This window comes from Nicoliella sp. ESL1149 (assembly GCF_058107265.1).
The window spans coordinates 1,239,878-1,258,907 of the sequence record NZ_JBYLUE010000002.1 but is presented as its reverse complement, the minus strand read 5'-3'; the positions used below and the strand labels follow the sequence as shown (position 1 = coordinate 1,258,907).

At 33.6% G+C, this 19,030-nt stretch carries 17 protein-coding genes; 4 read left to right on the top strand and 13 right to left on the bottom strand.

Translation table 11 applies throughout. From position 1 onward, the window contains the following. Positions 1 to 2: 2 nt before the first annotated feature. The 8 genes from coaE to AC3B6G_RS06090 all read right to left on the bottom strand — a co-directional run bounded on the left by coaE (position 3) and on the right by AC3B6G_RS06090 (position 9,670). Positions 3 to 599 carry a dephospho-CoA kinase gene (coaE, locus tag AC3B6G_RS06125; protein ID WP_489849501.1) on the bottom strand — a complete coding sequence of 199 codons (597 nt, stop codon included), beginning with the start codon at positions 597 to 599 and terminating at the stop codon, positions 3 to 5. Continuing rightward, positions 599 to 1,432: a bifunctional DNA-formamidopyrimidine glycosylase/DNA-(apurinic or apyrimidinic site) lyase gene (mutM, locus tag AC3B6G_RS06120; RefSeq protein WP_489849500.1), complete on the bottom strand. Its 834-nt coding sequence runs from the start codon at positions 1,430 to 1,432 to the stop codon at positions 599 to 601. Before mutM ends, coaE begins: the two co-directional genes overlap by 1 nt. Positions 1,433 to 1,447: 15 nt before the next feature. Continuing rightward, positions 1,448 to 4,090 carry a DNA polymerase I gene (gene polA / locus AC3B6G_RS06115; RefSeq protein WP_489849499.1) on the bottom strand — a complete coding sequence of 881 codons (2,643 nt, stop codon included), beginning with the start codon at positions 4,088 to 4,090 and terminating at the stop codon, positions 1,448 to 1,450. Between the two features lie 97 nt (positions 4,091 to 4,187). Next, the gene (locus tag AC3B6G_RS06110; RefSeq protein ID WP_489849498.1) at positions 4,188 to 4,889 is read right to left on the bottom strand and encodes a Bax inhibitor-1/YccA family protein; all 702 of its coding nucleotides are present in this window, start codon (positions 4,887 to 4,889) and stop codon (positions 4,188 to 4,190) included. Between the two features lie 67 nt (positions 4,890 to 4,956). Continuing rightward, on the bottom strand, positions 4,957 to 6,288 hold the full coding sequence (gene murC / locus AC3B6G_RS06105; protein WP_489849497.1) for a UDP-N-acetylmuramate--L-alanine ligase: 1,332 nt from the start codon (positions 6,286 to 6,288) through the stop codon (positions 4,957 to 4,959). Between the two features lie 70 nt (positions 6,289 to 6,358). Next, positions 6,359 to 8,644 (bottom strand): DNA translocase FtsK, encoded by a 2,286-nt coding sequence (locus tag AC3B6G_RS06100; RefSeq protein WP_489849496.1) that lies wholly within the window; start codon positions 8,642 to 8,644, stop codon positions 6,359 to 6,361. A gap of 55 nt (positions 8,645 to 8,699) precedes the next feature. After that, positions 8,700 to 9,332, bottom strand: a complete 633-nt coding sequence (ytpR, locus tag AC3B6G_RS06095; protein WP_489849495.1) for a YtpR family tRNA-binding protein — start codon at positions 9,330 to 9,332, stop codon at positions 8,700 to 8,702. Positions 9,333 to 9,337: 5 nt separating this feature from the next. After that, positions 9,338 to 9,670 carry a thioredoxin family protein gene (locus AC3B6G_RS06090; protein WP_489849494.1) on the bottom strand — a complete coding sequence of 111 codons (333 nt, stop codon included), beginning with the start codon at positions 9,668 to 9,670 and terminating at the stop codon, positions 9,338 to 9,340. A gap of 78 nt (positions 9,671 to 9,748) precedes the next feature. Between AC3B6G_RS06090 and AC3B6G_RS06085 the strand changes: the two genes are divergently transcribed. Next, positions 9,749 to 10,057, top strand: coding sequence for a hypothetical protein (locus AC3B6G_RS06085; protein ID WP_489849493.1), 309 nt, complete (start codon positions 9,749 to 9,751; stop codon positions 10,055 to 10,057). Here the strand turns inward: AC3B6G_RS06085 and trmB are convergent. The 3 genes from trmB to AC3B6G_RS06070 form a co-directional block, all read right to left on the bottom strand. Beyond that, the gene (gene trmB, locus AC3B6G_RS06080; protein WP_489849492.1) at positions 10,035 to 10,682 is read right to left on the bottom strand and encodes a tRNA (guanosine(46)-N7)-methyltransferase TrmB; all 648 of its coding nucleotides are present in this window, start codon (positions 10,680 to 10,682) and stop codon (positions 10,035 to 10,037) included. The genes AC3B6G_RS06085 and trmB overlap by 23 nt on opposite strands. Positions 10,683 to 10,792: 110 nt before the next feature. After that, a complete protein-coding gene (locus tag AC3B6G_RS06075; protein ID WP_489849491.1) occupies positions 10,793 to 12,010 on the bottom strand; it encodes an ABC transporter permease in 1,218 nt (405 codons plus the stop codon). Beyond that, entirely contained in the window at positions 12,003 to 12,740 is a 738-nt protein-coding gene (locus AC3B6G_RS06070) for an ABC transporter ATP-binding protein (RefSeq protein ID WP_489849490.1), read from the bottom strand. The genes AC3B6G_RS06075 and AC3B6G_RS06070 overlap by 8 nt, the downstream gene beginning before the upstream one ends. Positions 12,741 to 12,863: 123 nt before the next feature. On the opposite strand from AC3B6G_RS06070, the gene AC3B6G_RS06065 reads away from it, so the two are divergent. The 3 genes from AC3B6G_RS06065 (at position 12,864) to AC3B6G_RS06055 (ending at position 14,617) form a co-directional block, all read left to right on the top strand. Beyond that, complete coding sequence (locus tag AC3B6G_RS06065; protein WP_489849489.1) at positions 12,864 to 13,295, top strand: HIT family protein; 432 nt, start codon at positions 12,864 to 12,866, stop codon at positions 13,293 to 13,295. Further along, on the top strand, positions 13,295 to 13,585 hold the full coding sequence (locus tag AC3B6G_RS06060) for a hypothetical protein (protein ID WP_489849488.1): 291 nt from the start codon (positions 13,295 to 13,297) through the stop codon (positions 13,583 to 13,585). The genes AC3B6G_RS06065 and AC3B6G_RS06060 overlap by 1 nt, the downstream gene beginning before the upstream one ends. Positions 13,586 to 13,702: 117 nt before the next feature. Then, complete coding sequence (locus AC3B6G_RS06055) at positions 13,703 to 14,617, top strand: peptidylprolyl isomerase (protein ID WP_489849487.1); 915 nt, start codon at positions 13,703 to 13,705, stop codon at positions 14,615 to 14,617. A 104-nt stretch (positions 14,618 to 14,721) separates the two neighbouring features. On the opposite strand, the gene AC3B6G_RS06050 is transcribed toward AC3B6G_RS06055, so the two are convergent. Both AC3B6G_RS06050 and AC3B6G_RS06045 read right to left on the bottom strand, forming a co-directional pair. Then, positions 14,722 to 16,659, bottom strand: a complete 1,938-nt coding sequence (locus AC3B6G_RS06050; RefSeq protein ID WP_489849486.1) for an ABC transporter ATP-binding protein/permease — start codon at positions 16,657 to 16,659, stop codon at positions 14,722 to 14,724. 142 nt (positions 16,660 to 16,801) lie between these two features. After that, positions 16,802 to 18,937 (bottom strand): transglycosylase domain-containing protein, encoded by a 2,136-nt coding sequence (locus AC3B6G_RS06045; RefSeq protein WP_489849485.1) that lies wholly within the window; start codon positions 18,935 to 18,937, stop codon positions 16,802 to 16,804. Positions 18,938 to 19,030: the final 93 nt, after the last annotated feature.

Genomic DNA, 19,030 nt, shown 5'->3' with positions numbered 1-19,030 from the left:
ACTCACCTCACTAATTTAGAATATTCATTCCACCATTTTAACACTTGCTGTCTAGTTTGACTAATAGAACCATCACTATCAATAACTACATCAGCTAACGCGACCTTAATATCAATTGGCCACTGGTTAGCAATCCGTTTCGATGCTTGAGAATAAGATAAATGATTTCTTTCTCGAAGCCGTTGCATCTGAACTATTGGATCGCACCGAACAACCATTATCTGATCAGTTAGATACTGATAACCATTTTCAAATAATGTTGGTGCGTCCAAAATAACAATTGGTTTCTTTGTCATTTTAATTTTTGATAAGATTGTTTTTCTAATATAGGGATCCATTAAAAGAACAAGTTGTTTCAAATTATTGGGATTATTGAAAACAATTTCGCCTAACTTTTTGCGATTGATATCTAAAGTCGAATTTAAAATCTGTTTCCCAAAAAAAGCAACCAATGTTTGATAGCAATCAGTACCTCTTTCTTGTAAAGAGTGAACAATAGCATCAGCATCAATTACTTCCATTCCCAATTCAGCTAAGTAATCACTAACATTAGATTTTCCCATCGCGATCCCGCCAGTTAAACCAATCACTTTTGGCATTAACGGACAACCTTTTGACAATGAGGACAAAAACTAGTTCCTCTTTGAGCAACCTTTATCTTTTCAATCTTTGTTCCACAGCGTTCACATGGTTCCCCTTTACGACCGTAAACATGAAGATGATTCTGAAATTGACCTGCTTTTCCATATGCGTTCGAATAAGAATGAACAGTTGTTCCATGTCCCTTAATCGCTTCTGCAATTTCATCAATAATGTTACGACGAAGGATATTAATTTTTTCATCACTGATTAAATTAGTTGGTTGTTCTGGATGAATCTTACTCATCCAAAGAACTTCATCACAGTAAATATTACCAAGTCCAGCAATATGGCTTTGATTTAATAAGAACGGTTTAATCTTACCACGACTTTTGTTCATGATTTTCTTCATGTATTCAAAAGTTAATGTCTCTTCAGTAGGTTCAGGCCCAATGGTTGCTAAACCAGACAAGGTCTTTTCATCACCATTTTTAACTAATGCCATTCGACCAAATTTACGACTATCGTTATATCTCAATTCTCGATTATTATTCAAATGGAAAATAATATGAGTATGTTTATCAGGAGCGGTTCCCTCTGGCTCAACATCATATTTTCCTTCCATCCTCAGATGGGAAACTAATGTCATTCCATTGCTAATTCTAAATAATAAATATTTTCCACGGCGATCAATTCGATCAATATTAGTATCTTTTAAATCTTTTTTGAAATCAGTTGCTGAAATATTACTAAGCATTTTTTCATAAATAACATCAACACTATTAATATGACTGCCTTTCACTAACTCCGTTAATCCTCTTCTAACGGTTTCGACCTCAGGTAATTCTGGCATAATTTTTGCTCCTTTTTATTTGGTATCGTACCAAGTGTTCCCATGATTATGAGAAACTTTCAAAGGTACTTTGAGTTTAACAGCGGAATCCATTTGTTTTGGAATAATTTGATATAATCTTTCAACTTCTTCAGCAGGAGCCTCAAAAATTAATTCATCATGAATCTGAAGTAACATCGTTGCTTTCATATCTTTAATCGCTTTTTCAACGTTAATCATTGCAATTTTAATAATATCAGCTGCACTTCCCTGAATTGGAGAATTCATAGCAGTTCTTTCAGCAAAAGATCTTAGATGAAAGTTCTTCGAATGCATATCCGGTAAATAACGACGCCGATTGGTAATCGTCTCGACATAACCTTTTTCACGTGCTTGTTTAACAACGTTATCAAGATAAACTTTAATTTTTGGATATTCATGAAAGTACTTTTCAATAAATTCACCAGCAGCTTTTCTAGAAATCCCCGTATTTTGGGCTAAACCAAAATCACTAATCCCATAAACAATTCCAAAATTAACCGCTTTAGCTTGTCTTCTTAAATCAGCAGTTACATCAGCATTACTTTTTAACTTAAAAATTCTTCGGGCTGTCGAAGCATGAATATCATCATTTTCCTTAAATTCATCGATCATATTGTTTTCGCCACTAATAGAAGCTAATACCCGTAATTCAATTTGGGAATAGTCAAACGATAATATTTGCCATCCTTTATGACTAGGAATAAAGGCTTGTCGGATCAACTTCCCTTGTTCAGTTCTAACTGGAATATTTTGCAAATTGGGATCAACAGAAGATAACCGTCCCGTTTGGGTCAAAGTTTGTAAATACCTAGTGTGAACTTTATGATCTTTAGGACTAATCACCTTTAATAGCCCATCAACATATGTTGAAAGAATTTTTGCAATTTGTCTGTATTTCAAAATATTTTGTACAATTGGTGCTTGGTCAGCCAACTTTTCAAGAACTGAAACTGCTGTTGAATAACCGGTTTTAGTTTTCTTCAAAACTGGTAACTTCATTTTTTCAAACAAAATTTGTCCTAATTGCTTAGGTGAACCGATGTTAAATTCTTCACCAGCTTCATTATATATTTCCTGTTGAATTTGGCTAAGTTCCTCACTTAATTTACTCTTCATTTGTTGAAGGCAGTTACGATCAATATTGGCACCGGCCATTTCCATTCGTCCTAAAACAAACGCAATCGGTAATTCAATTTTCCAGTATAAGTCACTTTGATCATGTTCATCTAGTAACTTAAACATTGGTGCTTGTAATTTTTCAATTGCAATCGCTTTACTGACTAAATGTTTAAATAGAATGCTGTCATCATCTGGGATAGAATGTTTAGCACCCTTACCATAAACCTTTTCATCGGACTCAACACCATAATAACCATGTTGACTTGCTACCTCACTTAAATCATTACTATTATCATTTGTATTTAAAAGATACGAAACTAGTAACATGTCAAAATCAACATTTTGAAGATCAACACCTAATCGATTTAATCCTACGTAAGCTCGTTTAGCATCAAAAACATTCTTCTTAATTGATTTTTGGCTTAAAATAGATTTTGCTTCTTGAGATTGAAGCAATTCAATATTTCTTGAAACATACCATTGATCATCATTACCAATTACAAAACCAACAAACGGCGCTGTATGATAATTATCCCCATCCATCTCTAAATAAAATGTTACCGGTGAAGTAAGCTCTTTTAATTTCCCTAGAGTATTAGCATTTAATTCAGTATATGAAATTTCTGGCTTTGATTCAGTATCTTGACGGTCCATTTCACTTAAGAATTTTCTAAAATTCATTTTTTTGTAGAAATCAACAAGTGTCTTTTGATCACCTTCGTATTCTAATGAATCAACGCCAATTGTAAGTGGTGCATCTCGTAGAATCGTCGCTAATTTTTTAGACATGATTGCTTGATCATGGTCATCAATCAAATGCTCTTTTAATTTTTTGGCTGTAATATCATCAATATGATCATATACACCCTCAACACTTTGATATTCTTGAATTAACTTCTCAGCAGTTTTAGGACCAACTTTGGTAACCCCAGGATAATTATCCGAAGAATCACCTTGCAGACCCTTTACATCAATTATTTGCTTGGGAGTAATTCCCATTGTTTCTTTAACATAATTAGTATCATAATGAACAATGTTACTAACTCCTGTTTTAGAAATACTGACAGTTGTTTTATCAGAACATAATTGAGTTAAATCACGATCCCCCGTGACGATAGTAACTTCATATCCCTGTTCTTCAGCTTCTTTAGATAAAGTTCCAATAATATCATCAGCTTCATAATCTTTTAATTCATAAGTTTTAATTCCACGATTCTTTAAAAGCTCTTTGATATATGGGAATTGTTCAACTAGTTCTGGTGGTGTTTTAGGTCGACCACCCTTATATTCTTTATACATTTTAGTTCGAAAGGTTACTTTCCCAGCATCAAAAGCTGCTAATGCTGCTGTTGGCTTAACAGTTTCAAGCATAATATTTAACATGTTGTTAAAACCATAAATTGCACTTGTATGCAAACCTTCTGGATTTGTAAATCGATCCATAGAAGTGTACAACGCATAAAAAGCCTTGTACTCTAAACTATTACCATCAATTAATAGGAGCCGCTTATCACTCATCAAATTCTCCTTTACTCATTTAATTACTACATATGATTATATAACATTTTATGTAAATAAAAAAAGCATCGCTATCGATGCTTTTTCTTCGTTCAAATTAGTTCCGGTTGTCACCGTTCATAACTCCAAAAATTTGTAATAAACTAATAAAGATATTAATGAAGTCCAAGTATAGAACTAAAGCCCCATTAATTGCTAAACCAGTTAATGAAATTTGTTGATTGTATTCGTTATACAATTGTTTCATTTTTTGGGTATCATAAGCTGTTAATCCAGTAAAGATAATAACAGCTAATCCTGAAAAGACAAGCGAAATTAATGAACTGTGTAAGAACAAGTTAATTAGCATTCCGACAATCAAACCAATTAATGCTGCTGAAAGTTGTGCACCTAACTTATCCAAGCTTCTGTGTGTGATGGTTCCATAAATTGACATTGCAATGAAGACACTCGCACTTGAAACAAATGCTTCGGTTATTGATGTCTTAGTATAAACCGTAAAGATTGACGAAAAGACAACCCCAGTCAATCCCGCATATATTAGCAATCCAATCAGTGCAGCAGTTGGATTTGTCATTGATTTTGTAGAAACAAAGAATGGAATAACGAACCATACAATAAGAGCAACGATCATTCCAATTCCACCAATTTGAATATCACTTGCATTTACCATGTATGCCACTAAAGCAGATAGTAGAACAGAAGCACTCATCCATCCGTACATTCTAGTCAAAAAACGATTCAACCCGACTGCATTGTTAACCATTCGAGGTTGTGTTTGTTGATCAAAATCATTCATTTTTAATCATCTCTCCTTTAATTTTTATCATAACTATAATTATACAGAGATAAGATTAAAAAGGCTATTAATTTGCGTTTGGACGTAAATGATTAAGCAAATCTTCATAAACTTTTTCGTATTTTTGAATATCACCGGCACCCATGAAAATTACAACTGCATCATGATAGTCCAATAATGGTGACATGTTTTCGGCTTCAATCAATCCGCCATCTTTAGTCAATTTATTAACTAAATCTTGACTAGAAACATGACCTGACTTTTCACGGGGTGACCCATAAATTTTGGTAACGTATACCTTATCAGCTTTATCTAAGCTTTTAGCAAAATCATCCATATAAGCAATCGTTCGACTGAACGTATGTGGTTGGAAAACTGCAATCAATTCCTTATTAGGATATTCTTGACGAGCAGCATCTAAAGTAGCGTTGATTTCTGAAGGATGATGAGCATAATCATCAATAATGTTCATATCAGCAACCTTACGTTGTGAGAAACGACGTTTAGCACCCTTATAGGTCAACAATTCACGTTTAATTTCATCTAAATCAATATCTTCGAAATAAGCAACCGCAATAACAGATAATGCATTCAAAATATTATGTTCACCGAATAAATGAATTTCAAAGTTACCAAGATTCTTACCATCGTGCATTACATCGAATGAAGAACCCTTGGTCGTCCGTTTAATATTAATTGCTTGAAAATCATCAGTATCCTTAGTTCCATAGGAATAAATTGGCACATTAGCAGTTAACTTTCGAAGATTCTTATCGTCACCCCAGATAAAGATACCCTTCTTAACTTGATTAGCAAAGGTTTGAAAAGCATCACGAACATCATCGATCCCAGTGTAATAATCAGGATGATCAAAATCAATGTTAGTCATGATAGCATAATCAGGACTAGTTGCTAAAAAGTGTCGACGATATTCATCTGCTTCATAAGCAAAGAAACGAGCTCCTTCAACACCCTTACCAGTTCCATCACCAATTAAGTATTCAGTTGGGGCAACTCCACTTAAAACGTGAGCAAGTAGCCCGGTAGTACTTGTTTTACCGTGAGCACCACAAACACCAATACTGGTGTATCCTTCAATCATCTTACCTAACATTTGATGATAACGTAAGAATGGTACTTTCATTTCTAATGCTCGTTTAATTTCAGGTTGGTCATCAGTAAAAGCATTCCCACCAATGACAGTCATTCCTTCTTTAATATTATCCGGGTTAAAAGGCAAAATCTTAATTCCGTCTTGTTCCAATCCCCGTTGAGTAAAAGTATATTTTTCAATATCGGAACCCTGAACCTTATAGCCACGGTCCTTTAAAATTCTAGCCATCGCAGCCATACCAGTACCCTTAATTCCTACAAAATGATAAATCGTGTTCTTATCCATTAAACTTCACGCTCCCTATTGCAATTTAAAAGTTCTTTTAATTAGTATATACCAAAATTAGATAAATGAATTATAAATTTAACTTCTTAAAATCATCAGGTGTCAAATAGACCTCCCGTGGTTTTGATCCATGCTGACCAGAAACAAACCCTTGTTGTTCCAAATCATCAATTAAAGTGGCTGCTCGATTGTAACCTATTGAAAAGACCCGTTGTAATTTTGAAGTTGAAACATGTTTTTCCTTAGAAATATATTCTAAGACTTCTGGTAAAATCTCATCTTGTTTATCAACTTGATTAACCTTTTTTAACAGTGCCTTAGGGTTAAAGGCATAATGTGGTTTGCCTTGCTTTCTAACAGCAGCGGTTACCCGTTCAATTTCATCATTCGAAACAAAAGTTCCTTGTAATCTCAATGGCTGACTCTTACCGTTACCTAGATACAACATATCCCCTTTTCCAAGTAAGCGTTCCGCTCCTGCAGTATCAATAATCGTTCTAGAATCGACCTGACTAGATACCATAAACGCGACCCGAGTAGGAATATTATTTTTAATCGTTCCAGTCACAATATCAACACTTGGTCTTTGTGTAGCAACGATCAAATGAATTCCAGCTGCACGTGCTTTTTGAGTAATTCGAACAATATAATCTTGAACCTCAGTTGAAGCAACCATCATTAAATCAGCTAACTCATCAATAACAATTAAAATGTATGGCATCTTTAAATTGAGTTGATGATGCTTTTCAGCTTGTTCATTATATTGTTCAATATTCCTAGCACCAGCAGCAGCTAACCGTTCATATCGTTCATCCATTGTTTTAACGGCCCATTTTAATGCTGCTGATGCCTCATTTGGTTCTGAAATCACAGGGGCTAATAAATGTGGCAAATTATTATAAGGAGCCATTTCAACAGCTTTTGGATCGATCAATAATAACTTTAAATCAGCAGGAGTTGCTTTATATAACAATGAAACCAATAAACTATTGATGAATACACTTTTTCCTGATCCAGTTGCCCCAGCAATTAAACCATGGGGCATCTTTCTCAAATCAGTAACCTGTGGTTTTCCAGATAAATCCACCCCTAATGCAGCAGTCATCGGTGACTTGGCATTTTTAAACTCAGGCGATTCTAATACTTCTGAAAGCATTACTGGTCTCGGCTTAGGATTAGGAATTTCTACCCCAACCGTCCGTTTTCCAGGAATTGGGGCTTCAATTCGAATATCTTTAGCGGCTAACGCCATCTTAAGATCATCAGCTAAATTTGTGATTCGATTAACTTTAACCCCTAATTTCAACTTGATTTGAAAACGGGTTACCGTTGGTCCATTTGTCCAATCAACAACCTCACCATCAACATTAAATGCCTTTAGGGTTTGATCCAATACATCAGATTGATTAATAATCCAATCATCAAGTTGCTCATCATCGTCTCTTTGAGGTTCATTTAAAAGTGTATACTCTGGAAAATGGTAGTTATGATCAACTTCATTATTAATAACTTGAGTTGGCTTATCAAATAACGAAATTTTTTGATTTTGCTTCTCTTCATTATCAATGATTTTATCCAAGGAACTTCCTAATGCTCTTTTTTGATCATCTTCATCAACCTGTTCGCTATTGGATGATGCTGAAACATTGTCACTTGATTTGAAATTATCAACTGTCTCAGCAGAATTTACCGCTGAATAATCAGAACTCATTGATTGATCCTCAACGACTGAACTTTTTTCTTTCATTCCTTCACTACGCTGCGAAATAAAAGAATCAGTTGTTGATGAATTAACTTGCCCATGTGAAGCTAAACTTGATTCATCCTGTTCAGAATTGATTGAGCTACTTTGAACTACATCAGAATGACTACTTGATAAACTATTTTCACTTGTAATAGAGCGATTCATATTTCGAGCATGGATGGAACGAAGTATACTTGCTTTCGTTGGTTGTTCAGCAGAAGACGAAACTGGAGTGGCTTTTTCTAAATGGTAGTTTATTTTTGCTGATCCACTCGTTGGAACTTCTCCTAACAATATACAATCCATTGCTGATTTCTCTAATTCGGCAATCAAACGCGTGTAAAATTGATTAATAGTCGAAACATTGCGGTTAACTAAATGATTTTTGCGTTTATAATCCCGATTCGGCGTAAACGCATTCGTCATCTTCATTAACTTATTATCCCCATAATCCTTTGAATTAAATTTTGGATCAAATCTTTTAGTTTTCTTTTGCAACTGGGTAATTTGTCTTATTTGTTGACTAGATTGATTTGTCTTATCTGCTTTTTTTTCATCATGTGTATTGCTAACAAAACGTCGATAAAATGCTGGGCCATCATAATCCTTCATATTTCCTCATCCTTAAATAAAATTATGTACATAGTGGGTTACCCCACTATTCAACTTATTTAAACAACTTAGCACCCTTATCAAAATCAAAAGCAGTCCCGACCTCAAAGTCATCTGGCAAAATTAAGGCCCCTGGTTTTTGTGGTGCATTTGGTAACCTTAATTCACGCCCAGAACAAATCATTCCGTCACTTTCGACTTTTTTTAACTTTCCTGGCCAAATAATCAACCCACTAGGCATCATTGTTCCAGATTTTGCTACAACAACCTTAATATCAGCTTTCATGTTAGGTGAGCCACTAACGATCTGAAGTGTCTTTCCACCATCAATCTCAGTTTGTGTAATTTTCAAATGATCTGAATCTGGATGGGGCTCAACGCTCCTTACATATCCAACAACAAAGTGTGAATCTAAATCAGGTTTCAAGTCACCGGTAAAATTATTATCTTCAAGGACATGGTTCAATTTAGTTAAATCATCATCAGTGAGGTCAATTTGGCCGCTTTTAGTTTTAATTTCAGAAAAGACTTTACTAATGTTAAAAAAGTTATATCCTAAAACCTTATCATTATCACCAATTATTTTTACAACATCACCATGTTTTTCTATGGTTTGGTCTTTTGTATCTTGATTTAAAATTAAAATTAAAACATCGCCAGCTTCGGCGGAATTGTAACTTGCAATCATTTTATCTACTCCTCTTCTGTCATCAAATTATCAATGAATGATTCAATTTGTTGTTTTGTTTTACGATCCTTATTTACAAACCGGCCGATTTCTTGACCATCGTTAAATGCAATGAAACTAGGAATTCCGAATACGTTCAATTCAGCAGCCAAATCAATATTTTCATCCCTATCAACGGCTAAAAATTTATAATCAGGATATTCTTTTATAATTTCAGATAAGAATGGTTTAATAAAAACACAATCTGGACACCAATCAGCACTAAAAAGTAGAATATATTTACCATTGTTGATTTTACTTTTTAACTCTTTTAAATTTAATTGTGGAATTGTTTGCATTTTATAGTCTCCTTAATTAACATATTATTGAATCATTATAATTATTATTTCATTTTACCCATAAAGGAGTTCAGTCAAATGAAAACAACTACTAAAGTATCAATTTCAGTTGCAGCAAGCATTTCAGCATTTGTAATCATAAACAGAAAAACGATTCTTGATCATCGGATTAAACATCAAATCATGAAACGTTTCTCAATCAATACTATTTATGGAACATGGGTAAGAAAAACCAGTTCAAATCCATTTAATAATCGTTATCATGGTGGAATTAACATTAAAAATCAATCTCAATTAGATCAATATCGCTTTACAACTAATCATTTTGGTTCGATAAATAGAATTAAATTGATTCATCGAATCCCTAACTATTTTGTGGAAAAGTGACAATAATTTTATATATTGGCCCTTTAAGACTGAATTTTTCTTCATATTCCGTCTCAACGTTATCAGTGGCTTCTTCGCTATTATGCAAATCTAATGATAGATAATCAAATTTTAATCCATAATTGTTAAATGTAACTACAGAATATTCAAATAGCCCCCGATTATCCGTCTTAAATTCAAGATTAGCATTCTTCTTTAATACCTTTTTATAACTATCTAAAAATTGAGGAGATGTTAATCGACGTTTAGCATGTCGTGATTTAGGCCATGGATCAGAAAAGTTCAAATATAATCGATCAATTTCATGTTCTTGAATAAATGAATCAACCATTGCTCCATCAGTGTGAATCAATTGAACATTTTTAACCCCACTATCCACAACTTTACGAAGTGCAACTGCGATCACTGACATTTGAATTTCTACACCCAGAAAGTTTATTTCTGGGTGTTTTTTTGCCATCTCAACAATGAATTGCCCCTTTCCAATTCCAATCTCCATCGCTAATGGTTGGCGCTTTTCAAATCGCTGGTTCCATTTACCTAACCATTTTTCAGGTTCTGAAACGATAAATTCGGGATGGTCCTCAATATATGGTTGGGCCCATTTTTTATGGCGAACTCGCATAAATCATTCTCCTTATCATTTAAAAAAGAGCCAAACAATAATTGTTTTGACTCTTTTGTCAAAAATCACATTAATTTTATTTTATCATAAACTTTAGCTGTTTTTTGACATTATAGTGATTTTATTTCTTTTTTGATTCGACGTGGTAAGTATGCTTTCACGATCAAAATACTTTCAATTCCATCAATTACCAATATCAATCCCGATAAACTAAACGCTTTAATCGTAACGAAACTAGCAATCGTGAACAAAATCGTTGTTGTACATAATAACCATTGAATAACTTTTTGAAAACTTTTAAGTTGTAACTTTTGATCCAATGGATAAACATGTGTAAAAACATTATCAATAAAATGAAAATAAAATGGAATCAACTGAAAACCGATTAAATAAATAAATAAAGCACTAATTATTAGCGGCAACCAAAAGCCATTGAGCAATGCTAATATCAATCCACCAATCAACGTTAAACGAATATATAGCCCACTAGTTTCAGTATCGCGAACCATTCCTCGTAGGTATAAATATAGATAAGGTCGATCCATCTTTCCTGATAATCTTTGTAAGATAGGGTTTAAATATCGACGGCGACGAACTCGACCATCTAATTGGGGAACATCAGTAAACATATTAAAGAATTGATAGATTCGATGCATCCGATGATCTTCAGAATCAATCAAATGGTTCCAAGCCAAGGGGCCAATAATCGCTTTCTTATATGCAAATTGTTGCCCTAACAGGATGGCAAAGGACAAAATTAAAATATAAAAGCCAAGATTATAAACATTGAAATAGGTCAATAAAACGGGAATGCCCCATTTTGCGAACCAACCACGTAAGTCATTTCGATTTAACTGATAGGAATTAAAATATTTATATTGAAGAACAATAATTTTTAATATTACCATAAAAACTAACAATAAAATTAAGTTAGTCATGGATAGACCTTGCGTCACCTTTAAAAAAGGCAGCATAATAAACCAGACCAACACTTGCGGAATTAACGCTAAAATTAAACTATATCTAAAAGCCTCCTTTAAATATTTTCGTAAATCTAATTCACGAGGTAATAAGAAAACCTTATCAGCCTTTTCAAATAATGTAGCGAAACCACCAACTTGACTTACCAATAAAATAATAATAAACGTTAATGGTTTACTCCACCACACTCCGAAATGAAGTGTCTTTAAAAGATTTGAGTATGCTAACCCTAATCCTCCAACAAAAAACATTAATGCTAAGATAAAAAAATCGTTCAACACGTAGCGTAAATACCTAGTCATTTCCAACAAATGTTTAGATAATCGCTTTTGAAAGAATTTATTCATTTTCTTCACCCTTTGCTAAGTCTAAATAGATGTTGTTCAACGAATCACCAGCATCAGGGAATTGTTGTTGTAACTCGGCCATTGTGCCTTCTGTTTTAATTCTTCCATCATTAATTAAAACAAAGCGATCACAAAACCGTTCAGCAGTATCGAGAACATGCGTAGACATTAAAATTGAACTACCATGTTGTTTTTGTTCCTCAATTAAATCTAAAAGATCGTTAACTGCTAATGGATCAAGTCCCAAAAATGGTTCATCGATCACAAATAACTTAGCATCAGTAATGAATGCACAAACGATCATTACTTTTTGCTTCATTCCTTTAGAAAAATCTTCTGGGAACCAATCTAATTTATTATCTAATCTAAATTTTTTTAAAAGGGCATGTGCCTTATTCCAGGCTTCATTTTGATCAAGTCCATATGCCATAATCGTCATTTCTAAATGTTCCTTTAAAGTTAATTCACGATAAAGAACTGGAATTTCAGGAATATACGCAATTTGCTTTTTATATGCTTGTGGATTTTTAGTAATGGTTTCATTATTAATTTCAATCGTTCCAGAAAAAGGCGTTAATAAACCAATGATATGATTTATTGTCGTTGATTTACCGGCACCATTTAAACCGATCAACCCAACTAATTCGCCATCTTTTACATCAAATGAAATATCCTTTAATACTGGTAATTGAGTATAACCACCAATTACATGGGTTACTTTTAGCGTCATTATTAACACTCTCACTTTCTTAATTCTACATTATACATAATACCAGTTATTAAAAGTCACTGCATACCATCTGAATTCGAATTAGTATATAATTAAACTATTATAAATTGAGGAGGTCTTTTTATGACTGATTGTATTTTTTGCAAAATTATTAACGGGGACATCCCAAGTTATACCGTTTATGAAGATGATGTGGTAAAAGCATTTTTAGATATTTCACAAGCTACTCCGGGACATACTCTAGTTATTCCTAAGAAACATGTCCCAGATATCTATGCTTATGATGCAGATTTTGCTGCTCAAGTATTTTCTAGAATTCCAAAGATTGCTCGAGCAATTAAAAATTCTAACCCCGAAATTAAGGGAATGAACATCGTTAATAATAATGGTGAGATTGCTTACCAATCAGTATTTCACTCCCATTTCCATCTTATTCCAAGATATTCAGACAATGATGGCTTTAGCATGAGTTTTCAAGATAATAGTAATGATTATCAACAAGCTCAATATCAAGAAATTCAACAAAAAATTGAAAAACAACTAGGTGAAGATTAATGAGAGGCGCTACCAAAATCATTTTAGGACTATCAACTTTGACTGGTGCTGGATACTTAATTAACAATCAACGGTTTCGAGCTTTTATCCTAAAAACCAAGGACGATGTTCAACAAGTTAACACTGATAAAAAAACAGTTCAAGCAAACGTTAACAACTTAAAATCAGCACTTAATGATAATCTCAAAGTGGTTCAAGATATTCAAACTGAAATTAATGAGTTTAAATTCATGATAAATCCTCGAATCCAAAAAATTCAAAAAAGATTAAATCGTTTGAAAAAGAATTAAAATCATATATTTTTAATTAAATTGATTGCCTTATTTGACAATCAATTTATTTTTTTTATTAATTATGTTATATTAAAACTTGTACTAATCTTGAAAAAGAAACTGGAGTGTATATACATGAAGAAAAAATGGTTAGTCGGCGTTGCCGGTGCCTTAATGGGTATCTCATTAGCTGCTTGTGGTAGCCAAACTGTTGCTACTACTAATGGTGGTAAGATTACTCAAAGTCAATATTACAGTAGTATGAAGCAAACCTCTAATGGTAAGCAAGTATTACAAACAATGATTCTTAATAAGTTACTTGAACATGATTATGGTAGTCAAGTTAAGGCTTCAAAGGTCAATGCTCAATACAACCAATATAAGAGTCAATATGGATCACAATTTGCTGCTTTGTTACAACAACAAGGTTTAACAAATGCATCCTTCAAACAACAACTTAGAACTAACTTATTGTTAGAACAAGCTGTTCGTGATAACACTAAATTTACTGATGCTGCTTTACAAAAACAATTTAAGCAATATCAACCTAAGGTAACTGTTCAAGTTATTGCTACTACTAAGAAGAGTGATGCTAATGCAGCAATCGCACAACTTAAGAGTGGTAAGAGCTTCGATGCTGTTGCTAAGAAGTACTCTTCTTCTAAGAGTGCTGAAAAGACTAGTTTTGACAATACTTCTACTAGTATTCCTACTGCTGTTAAGAATGCTGCATTCAAGCTTTCTAACGGTGAATACACTAAGTCAGCTGTTAAGTCAACTACTCAATCACAACAAGGTAGTACTTCTACTTACGATGTAATTAAGATGATTAACCATCCTAAGAAGGGTTCATACAAGTCTCACATTAGTGACTTGAAGGATCAAATCGTTGCTGCTAAGTTAAAAGATGGTTCAACCCCTCAAAAGACGGTTTCCAAGATTCTTAAGAATGGTAACATTGACATTAAGGATAAGGACTTAAAGAACATCTTAGCTAACTACATTAACCCACAATCATCTAAGACTGGTTCAACTACTACAAGTAAATAATCATTATGATTTTTAAACTCATCACCTTAATTGGTGATGAGCTTTTTTTTACATATTTCTACAAAAAAATAACTCATCAATTAAGATGAGTTATTTTATATTCGTTATTCTCCACTTAAACTTTCAATCGGATCTAATTTAGCTGCTCTACCAGCTGGAAGCATGGCTGCTAAAATATTGATTACTAATGCAATTACTACTCCAAAAATTGCATTCCCAGCAGATATTTGAATAATAGAATAATTAATTGCACTACCTGTGGCACTATTAATTCCCCATTCAATCAAATAAGCAATAATTAATGCTAATCCTGACGAAAAGATTCCTAGTAAAATTGCTTCACTAAAGAATAATCCTCGAATATTACCTTTGGTTACCCCTAATGCGCGAAGAATTCCAATTTCTTTGGTTCTTTCTGCAACACTGATATATAACACAACGATAATCATAATTGCTGAAACTAATAATGAAATTCCAGCGATTGCAGCTAATACATTAACTGCTAGACTAATGTAAGTGTTCAATGTTGATACAATTGAACCAGCACCAGTAATTTGATAATCCTTTTTACCATTTGTATCCTTCAAAGCTTTAATTCGATCCTGGGTTGGATTAACGTTTGATACGCCACCCTTGATATTAGCAGTAATAAAGTTAGTCTTTAAAGTCTTACCGTTATTCTTGTAAATGTGTTTTAAGGTTTCATAGCTAGTTGATACCGCAGGTGAAGCACTATCAGAAATCCCACTAACGGTAACTTTTTGTGTTATTGCTTGAGGTTGTCCATTGTTCCCAACAACAGCAAAAGATAATTTTATTTTTTTACCAACCATGTCATAAGCATGTTTTGTCATTTTTGAAGCAATACTCTTGGGTAATAAAATCGTATTTGACTTGGTTGGCTTATTTCCCCGTTTAATGTTTTTAGATAACATTGTTGAATTATAAGTTTGAAGCATTTGGCCTTGCGTATCCTTACCATTATAATCCAACTGTGGTGTCATTGCCATTGCACCTTTTTCTATCGACTTAACATTCTTAACACTCTTTAGTTTTTTTATATCTTGATTGGTCACATTCGACTTAGCAAAAGAACTAGTGTCAGTTCCACTCTTTCCCTTCAAGACTTGAACAGAATTAGGATTAATTTGAGAATAGATTTGATTATTAATATAACCCTTAATCCCGTTACCTAATCCTAACATGAAAATAACACTAAAAATCCCAATCGAACCACCGAAAATAATTAATAGGTTCCGTTTCATATTATAGGTCATCTGATGAAAAGCCATTTTAAACGTATCTAACATTCTTAATGGATGTAACTTCATGCCCTTTGATGGCTCTGTTTCATATCTATCACGTAATTTTTTATCACTATCGATTTGACCATTTGACATGTGGACAACTCTAGTCCCATAAGCTGCAACTTTATCAGAATGAGTCACAGTTAGCACCAATTTACCCTCAGAAGCAATCTCATCTAATAACTTTAATACTTCATCCGTATTTTTAGCATCTAAAGCTCCAGTTGGTTCATCTGCAATAATTATATCTGGATCAGACGCCAACGCTCTTGCAATTGCAACCCGTTGCTTTTGGCCACCTGATAACTGGTTAGGATGTTTGTGAATGTGTTCTCCTAATCCTACTTTTTTCAATAATTCTTCAGAACGCTTTGTTTGTTCAGCATGGGAAAGGGTACTCATTTCCAAGGCAACACGAACATTCTCGAGAACTGTCATATGACTAATCAAATTAAAATTTTGGAAAATAAATCCAATCGTTTTACGTCGATACTCATCTAATTGTTTACTAGTATCATGCTTTAATGACTTTCCATTTAAAAACACGTCTCCTTGATAGTTACTATCTAATCCTCCAATGATATTCATCAAAGTAGATTTTCCACCACCAGATTCACCTAGTAATGAAACAAATTCACCATGATGAAATTTAAGACTAATTCCCTTAAGGACCTTAAATTCTTCTTTTCCTAAATAATAGGATTTATGAATATCTTTTAATTCTAAAAGTGCCATTTCAAATCTCCCTTGTCAGTTTTTATTACATTTTTCAGTGTGATTAAGTATATCAGAATGCTGTTTCAATATATAGTTAATTAATAAAATTTTAAGGATAATAAAAAAGACTAAGATTAACTTAGTCTTTTTGAACACTTAGTTACTTTCCTAACCATTTTTGAGCTTTATTGAACCACTTGCCAACTGTACTCTTGGCTTTATCAACATCTTTATCAACATCTTTATCAACATCATTTCTAAATTGACTGGTTTTCTTATTAAAACCACTGAAGAGATTACTATTACTACTCCCATTATTTTGATTCTGATTACTTGCAATGGTGTATGCGTCTTGAACCCCAAACTGAGTTTGATCAGTGGTGGGAATAATAGATTGCATTTCATTCTTAAATAATGGTCCTAATCCAGTTCCACTCAAATTCTCTAGGTGATGAGCTTTGCTAGTAGTATCAAATCCCTCCCAACTAGCGACGACCACATTAGGTGTGTATCCAATGATCCACTTGTCACGAGTAGCATCACTATCGTTAGCAACACTATCCTCGGTACTTCCTGTTTTCCCAGCAACATTATATCCAGCTGGTTTAGCGTCACTTGCGGTTCCATGGTCAAAGACTCCTAGCATCATACTAGTCATTTGCCGAGCTGTCCCGGAACTAATTACTTGATCGCCACCTGGTGTTGGATTATTCACGATTACATCTCCTGAAGCATCAACGATCTTACGAATATAAAATGGTTGATGTTTTACTCCATGGTTTGCAAATGCCGTATAAGCTCCTGCCATTTGTTGTGGTGAAACTCCATTCGAAAGGCCTCCTAACGCTAATGAAAGATTCTTATCACTCTTGGTAACAGGTAAACCAAAGTTTTTCACTGAGTCATAACCCTTGTCTAAACCAATCTTGTTCAAAAGCCAAACTGCTGGGGCATTCATACTTTGTGCTAAGGCTTGGTACATTGGAACCTTACCAGAGAAAACATTATTATAATTTTCTGGAGTGTAGTGATTACTACCATATGATTTCTTTTCATCCTTAAGAATCGAATCATAACTATAACCATTTTCCAAAGCGGGAACATAATCAGCAATTGGTTTAATCGTTGATCCTGGTTGCCGTTTCATTTGCGTAGCTCGATTATAACCTCTAAAAACGTGTTTCCCTCTTCCACCAACGACTGCTTGAACACCACCTGTTTTTGCATTCAAAGCAATTGAAGCCGCTTGAACCTTTGTTCCATCGGAAGCATTTTCAGGAAACATACTATTATTATTAAAATCACTTTGCATTGCTTGTTGCTGTTTTTGATTTAAATTAGTGTAAATCTTATATCCACGATTCATAATATCAGCTTCACTTAAACCATATTTATTGATGGCTTCACTAATAACAGCATCAAAATAATAAGGATAACGATAACTATCATGATAAACGTAGGTATTTTTTACCTCAACCGGAAGTGCCTTATAATAACTTGCTTGCTTAGCAGTCAATTTGTGATTCTCTACCATCAAATCTAAAACAACGTTACGTCTTTGTCGACAAAGGCCCGGATGATCAACAGGATTATACGCACTAGGATTAGTCAACATCCCCGCCAAAACTGCTGCATCTTGAACGGGTAAATCATCCACAGAACGTCCAAAATAACGTTGCGCTGCATCATGAACCCCATAAACTCCGTTACCAAAATAAGCATTATTCATATACATCGTTAAAATTGCATTTTTAGAATAGGTATTATTGACCTGAATTGATATAAATAGCTCTCTTAATTTTCTTCCCAAAGTTTGTTGTTGTGATAAATAAGCATTCTTAACTAATTGTTGAGTTATCGTACTTCCTCCACCACTAATGTAATCACGATGAAGAATTTTATTTTTTATCATTAACAAAGCTGCTCGACCAAACCCCTTGAACGAAAAACCACCTTCATAATAAAAATTACGATCTTCCGTAGATAAAATAGCATTTGGAACATTAACTGAAATGTGCTTCATTCCAGTATAGGTTCCCTTTTGAGCGTATAAACTCCCCGCTTTATTATTATTCATATCATAAATCATCGTTGACCGTTCTAAAGACGAATGAAGATTCTTAACATTCATTGTTTTTGCCATGAACGTTAAATACGCACTAGTCACAAAAACAATTGTTAAAACTATTACTAAGGCAAATCGGATTAAATGATACCTTTGATTTAATCGATGAATAATTTGTCTAAATTGATACCAAAATGATTGATTATTACTTTGATGCTGATTTGATTTCATAATTATAATGAAGCTCCTTGATATTTTATCGCTAAGTATATTATGACAAAAAAAGACGTTTCTAACAAATTAGAAACGTCTAAATTTATATTT

Excerpts from the sequence above, each read along its gene's own strand:
- ytpR (WP_489849495.1), bottom strand. The coding sequence starts at position 9,332 with ATGATTGCAAGTTACAATTCCGCCGAAGCTGGCGATGTTTTAATTTTA.
- AC3B6G_RS06085 (WP_489849493.1), top strand. The coding sequence starts at position 9,749 with ATGAAAACAACTACTAAAGTATCAATTTCAGTTGCAGCAAGCATTTCA.
- trmB (WP_489849492.1), bottom strand. The coding sequence starts at position 10,682 with ATGCGAGTTCGCCATAAAAAATGGGCCCAACCATATATTGAGGACCAT.
- AC3B6G_RS06055 (WP_489849487.1), top strand. The coding sequence starts at position 13,703 with ATGAAGAAAAAATGGTTAGTCGGCGTTGCCGGTGCCTTAATGGGTATC.
- AC3B6G_RS06090 (WP_489849494.1), bottom strand. The coding sequence starts at position 9,670 with ATGCAAACAATTCCACAATTAAATTTAAAAGAGTTAAAAAGTAAAATC.
- AC3B6G_RS06070 (WP_489849490.1), bottom strand. The coding sequence starts at position 12,740 with ATGACGCTAAAAGTAACCCATGTAATTGGTGGTTATACTCAATTACCA.
- mutM (WP_489849500.1), bottom strand. The coding sequence starts at position 1,432 with ATGCCAGAATTACCTGAGGTCGAAACCGTTAGAAGAGGATTAACGGAG.
- AC3B6G_RS06110 (WP_489849498.1), bottom strand. The coding sequence starts at position 4,889 with ATGAATGATTTTGATCAACAAACACAACCTCGAATGGTTAACAATGCA.
- polA (WP_489849499.1), bottom strand. The coding sequence starts at position 4,090 with ATGAGTGATAAGCGGCTCCTATTAATTGATGGTAATAGTTTAGAGTAC.
- AC3B6G_RS06065 (WP_489849489.1), top strand. The coding sequence starts at position 12,864 with ATGACTGATTGTATTTTTTGCAAAATTATTAACGGGGACATCCCAAGT.
- AC3B6G_RS06050 (WP_489849486.1), bottom strand. The coding sequence starts at position 16,659 with ATGGCACTTTTAGAATTAAAAGATATTCATAAATCCTATTATTTAGGA.
- AC3B6G_RS06075 (WP_489849491.1), bottom strand. The coding sequence starts at position 12,010 with ATGAATAAATTCTTTCAAAAGCGATTATCTAAACATTTGTTGGAAATG.
- murC (WP_489849497.1), bottom strand. The coding sequence starts at position 6,288 with ATGGATAAGAACACGATTTATCATTTTGTAGGAATTAAGGGTACTGGT.
- AC3B6G_RS06060 (WP_489849488.1), top strand. The coding sequence starts at position 13,295 with ATGAGAGGCGCTACCAAAATCATTTTAGGACTATCAACTTTGACTGGT.
- coaE (WP_489849501.1), bottom strand. The coding sequence starts at position 599 with ATGCCAAAAGTGATTGGTTTAACTGGCGGGATCGCGATGGGAAAATCT.
- AC3B6G_RS06100 (WP_489849496.1), bottom strand. The coding sequence starts at position 8,644 with ATGAAGGATTATGATGGCCCAGCATTTTATCGACGTTTTGTTAGCAAT.
- AC3B6G_RS06045 (WP_489849485.1), bottom strand. The coding sequence starts at position 18,937 with ATGAAATCAAATCAGCATCAAAGTAATAATCAATCATTTTGGTATCAA.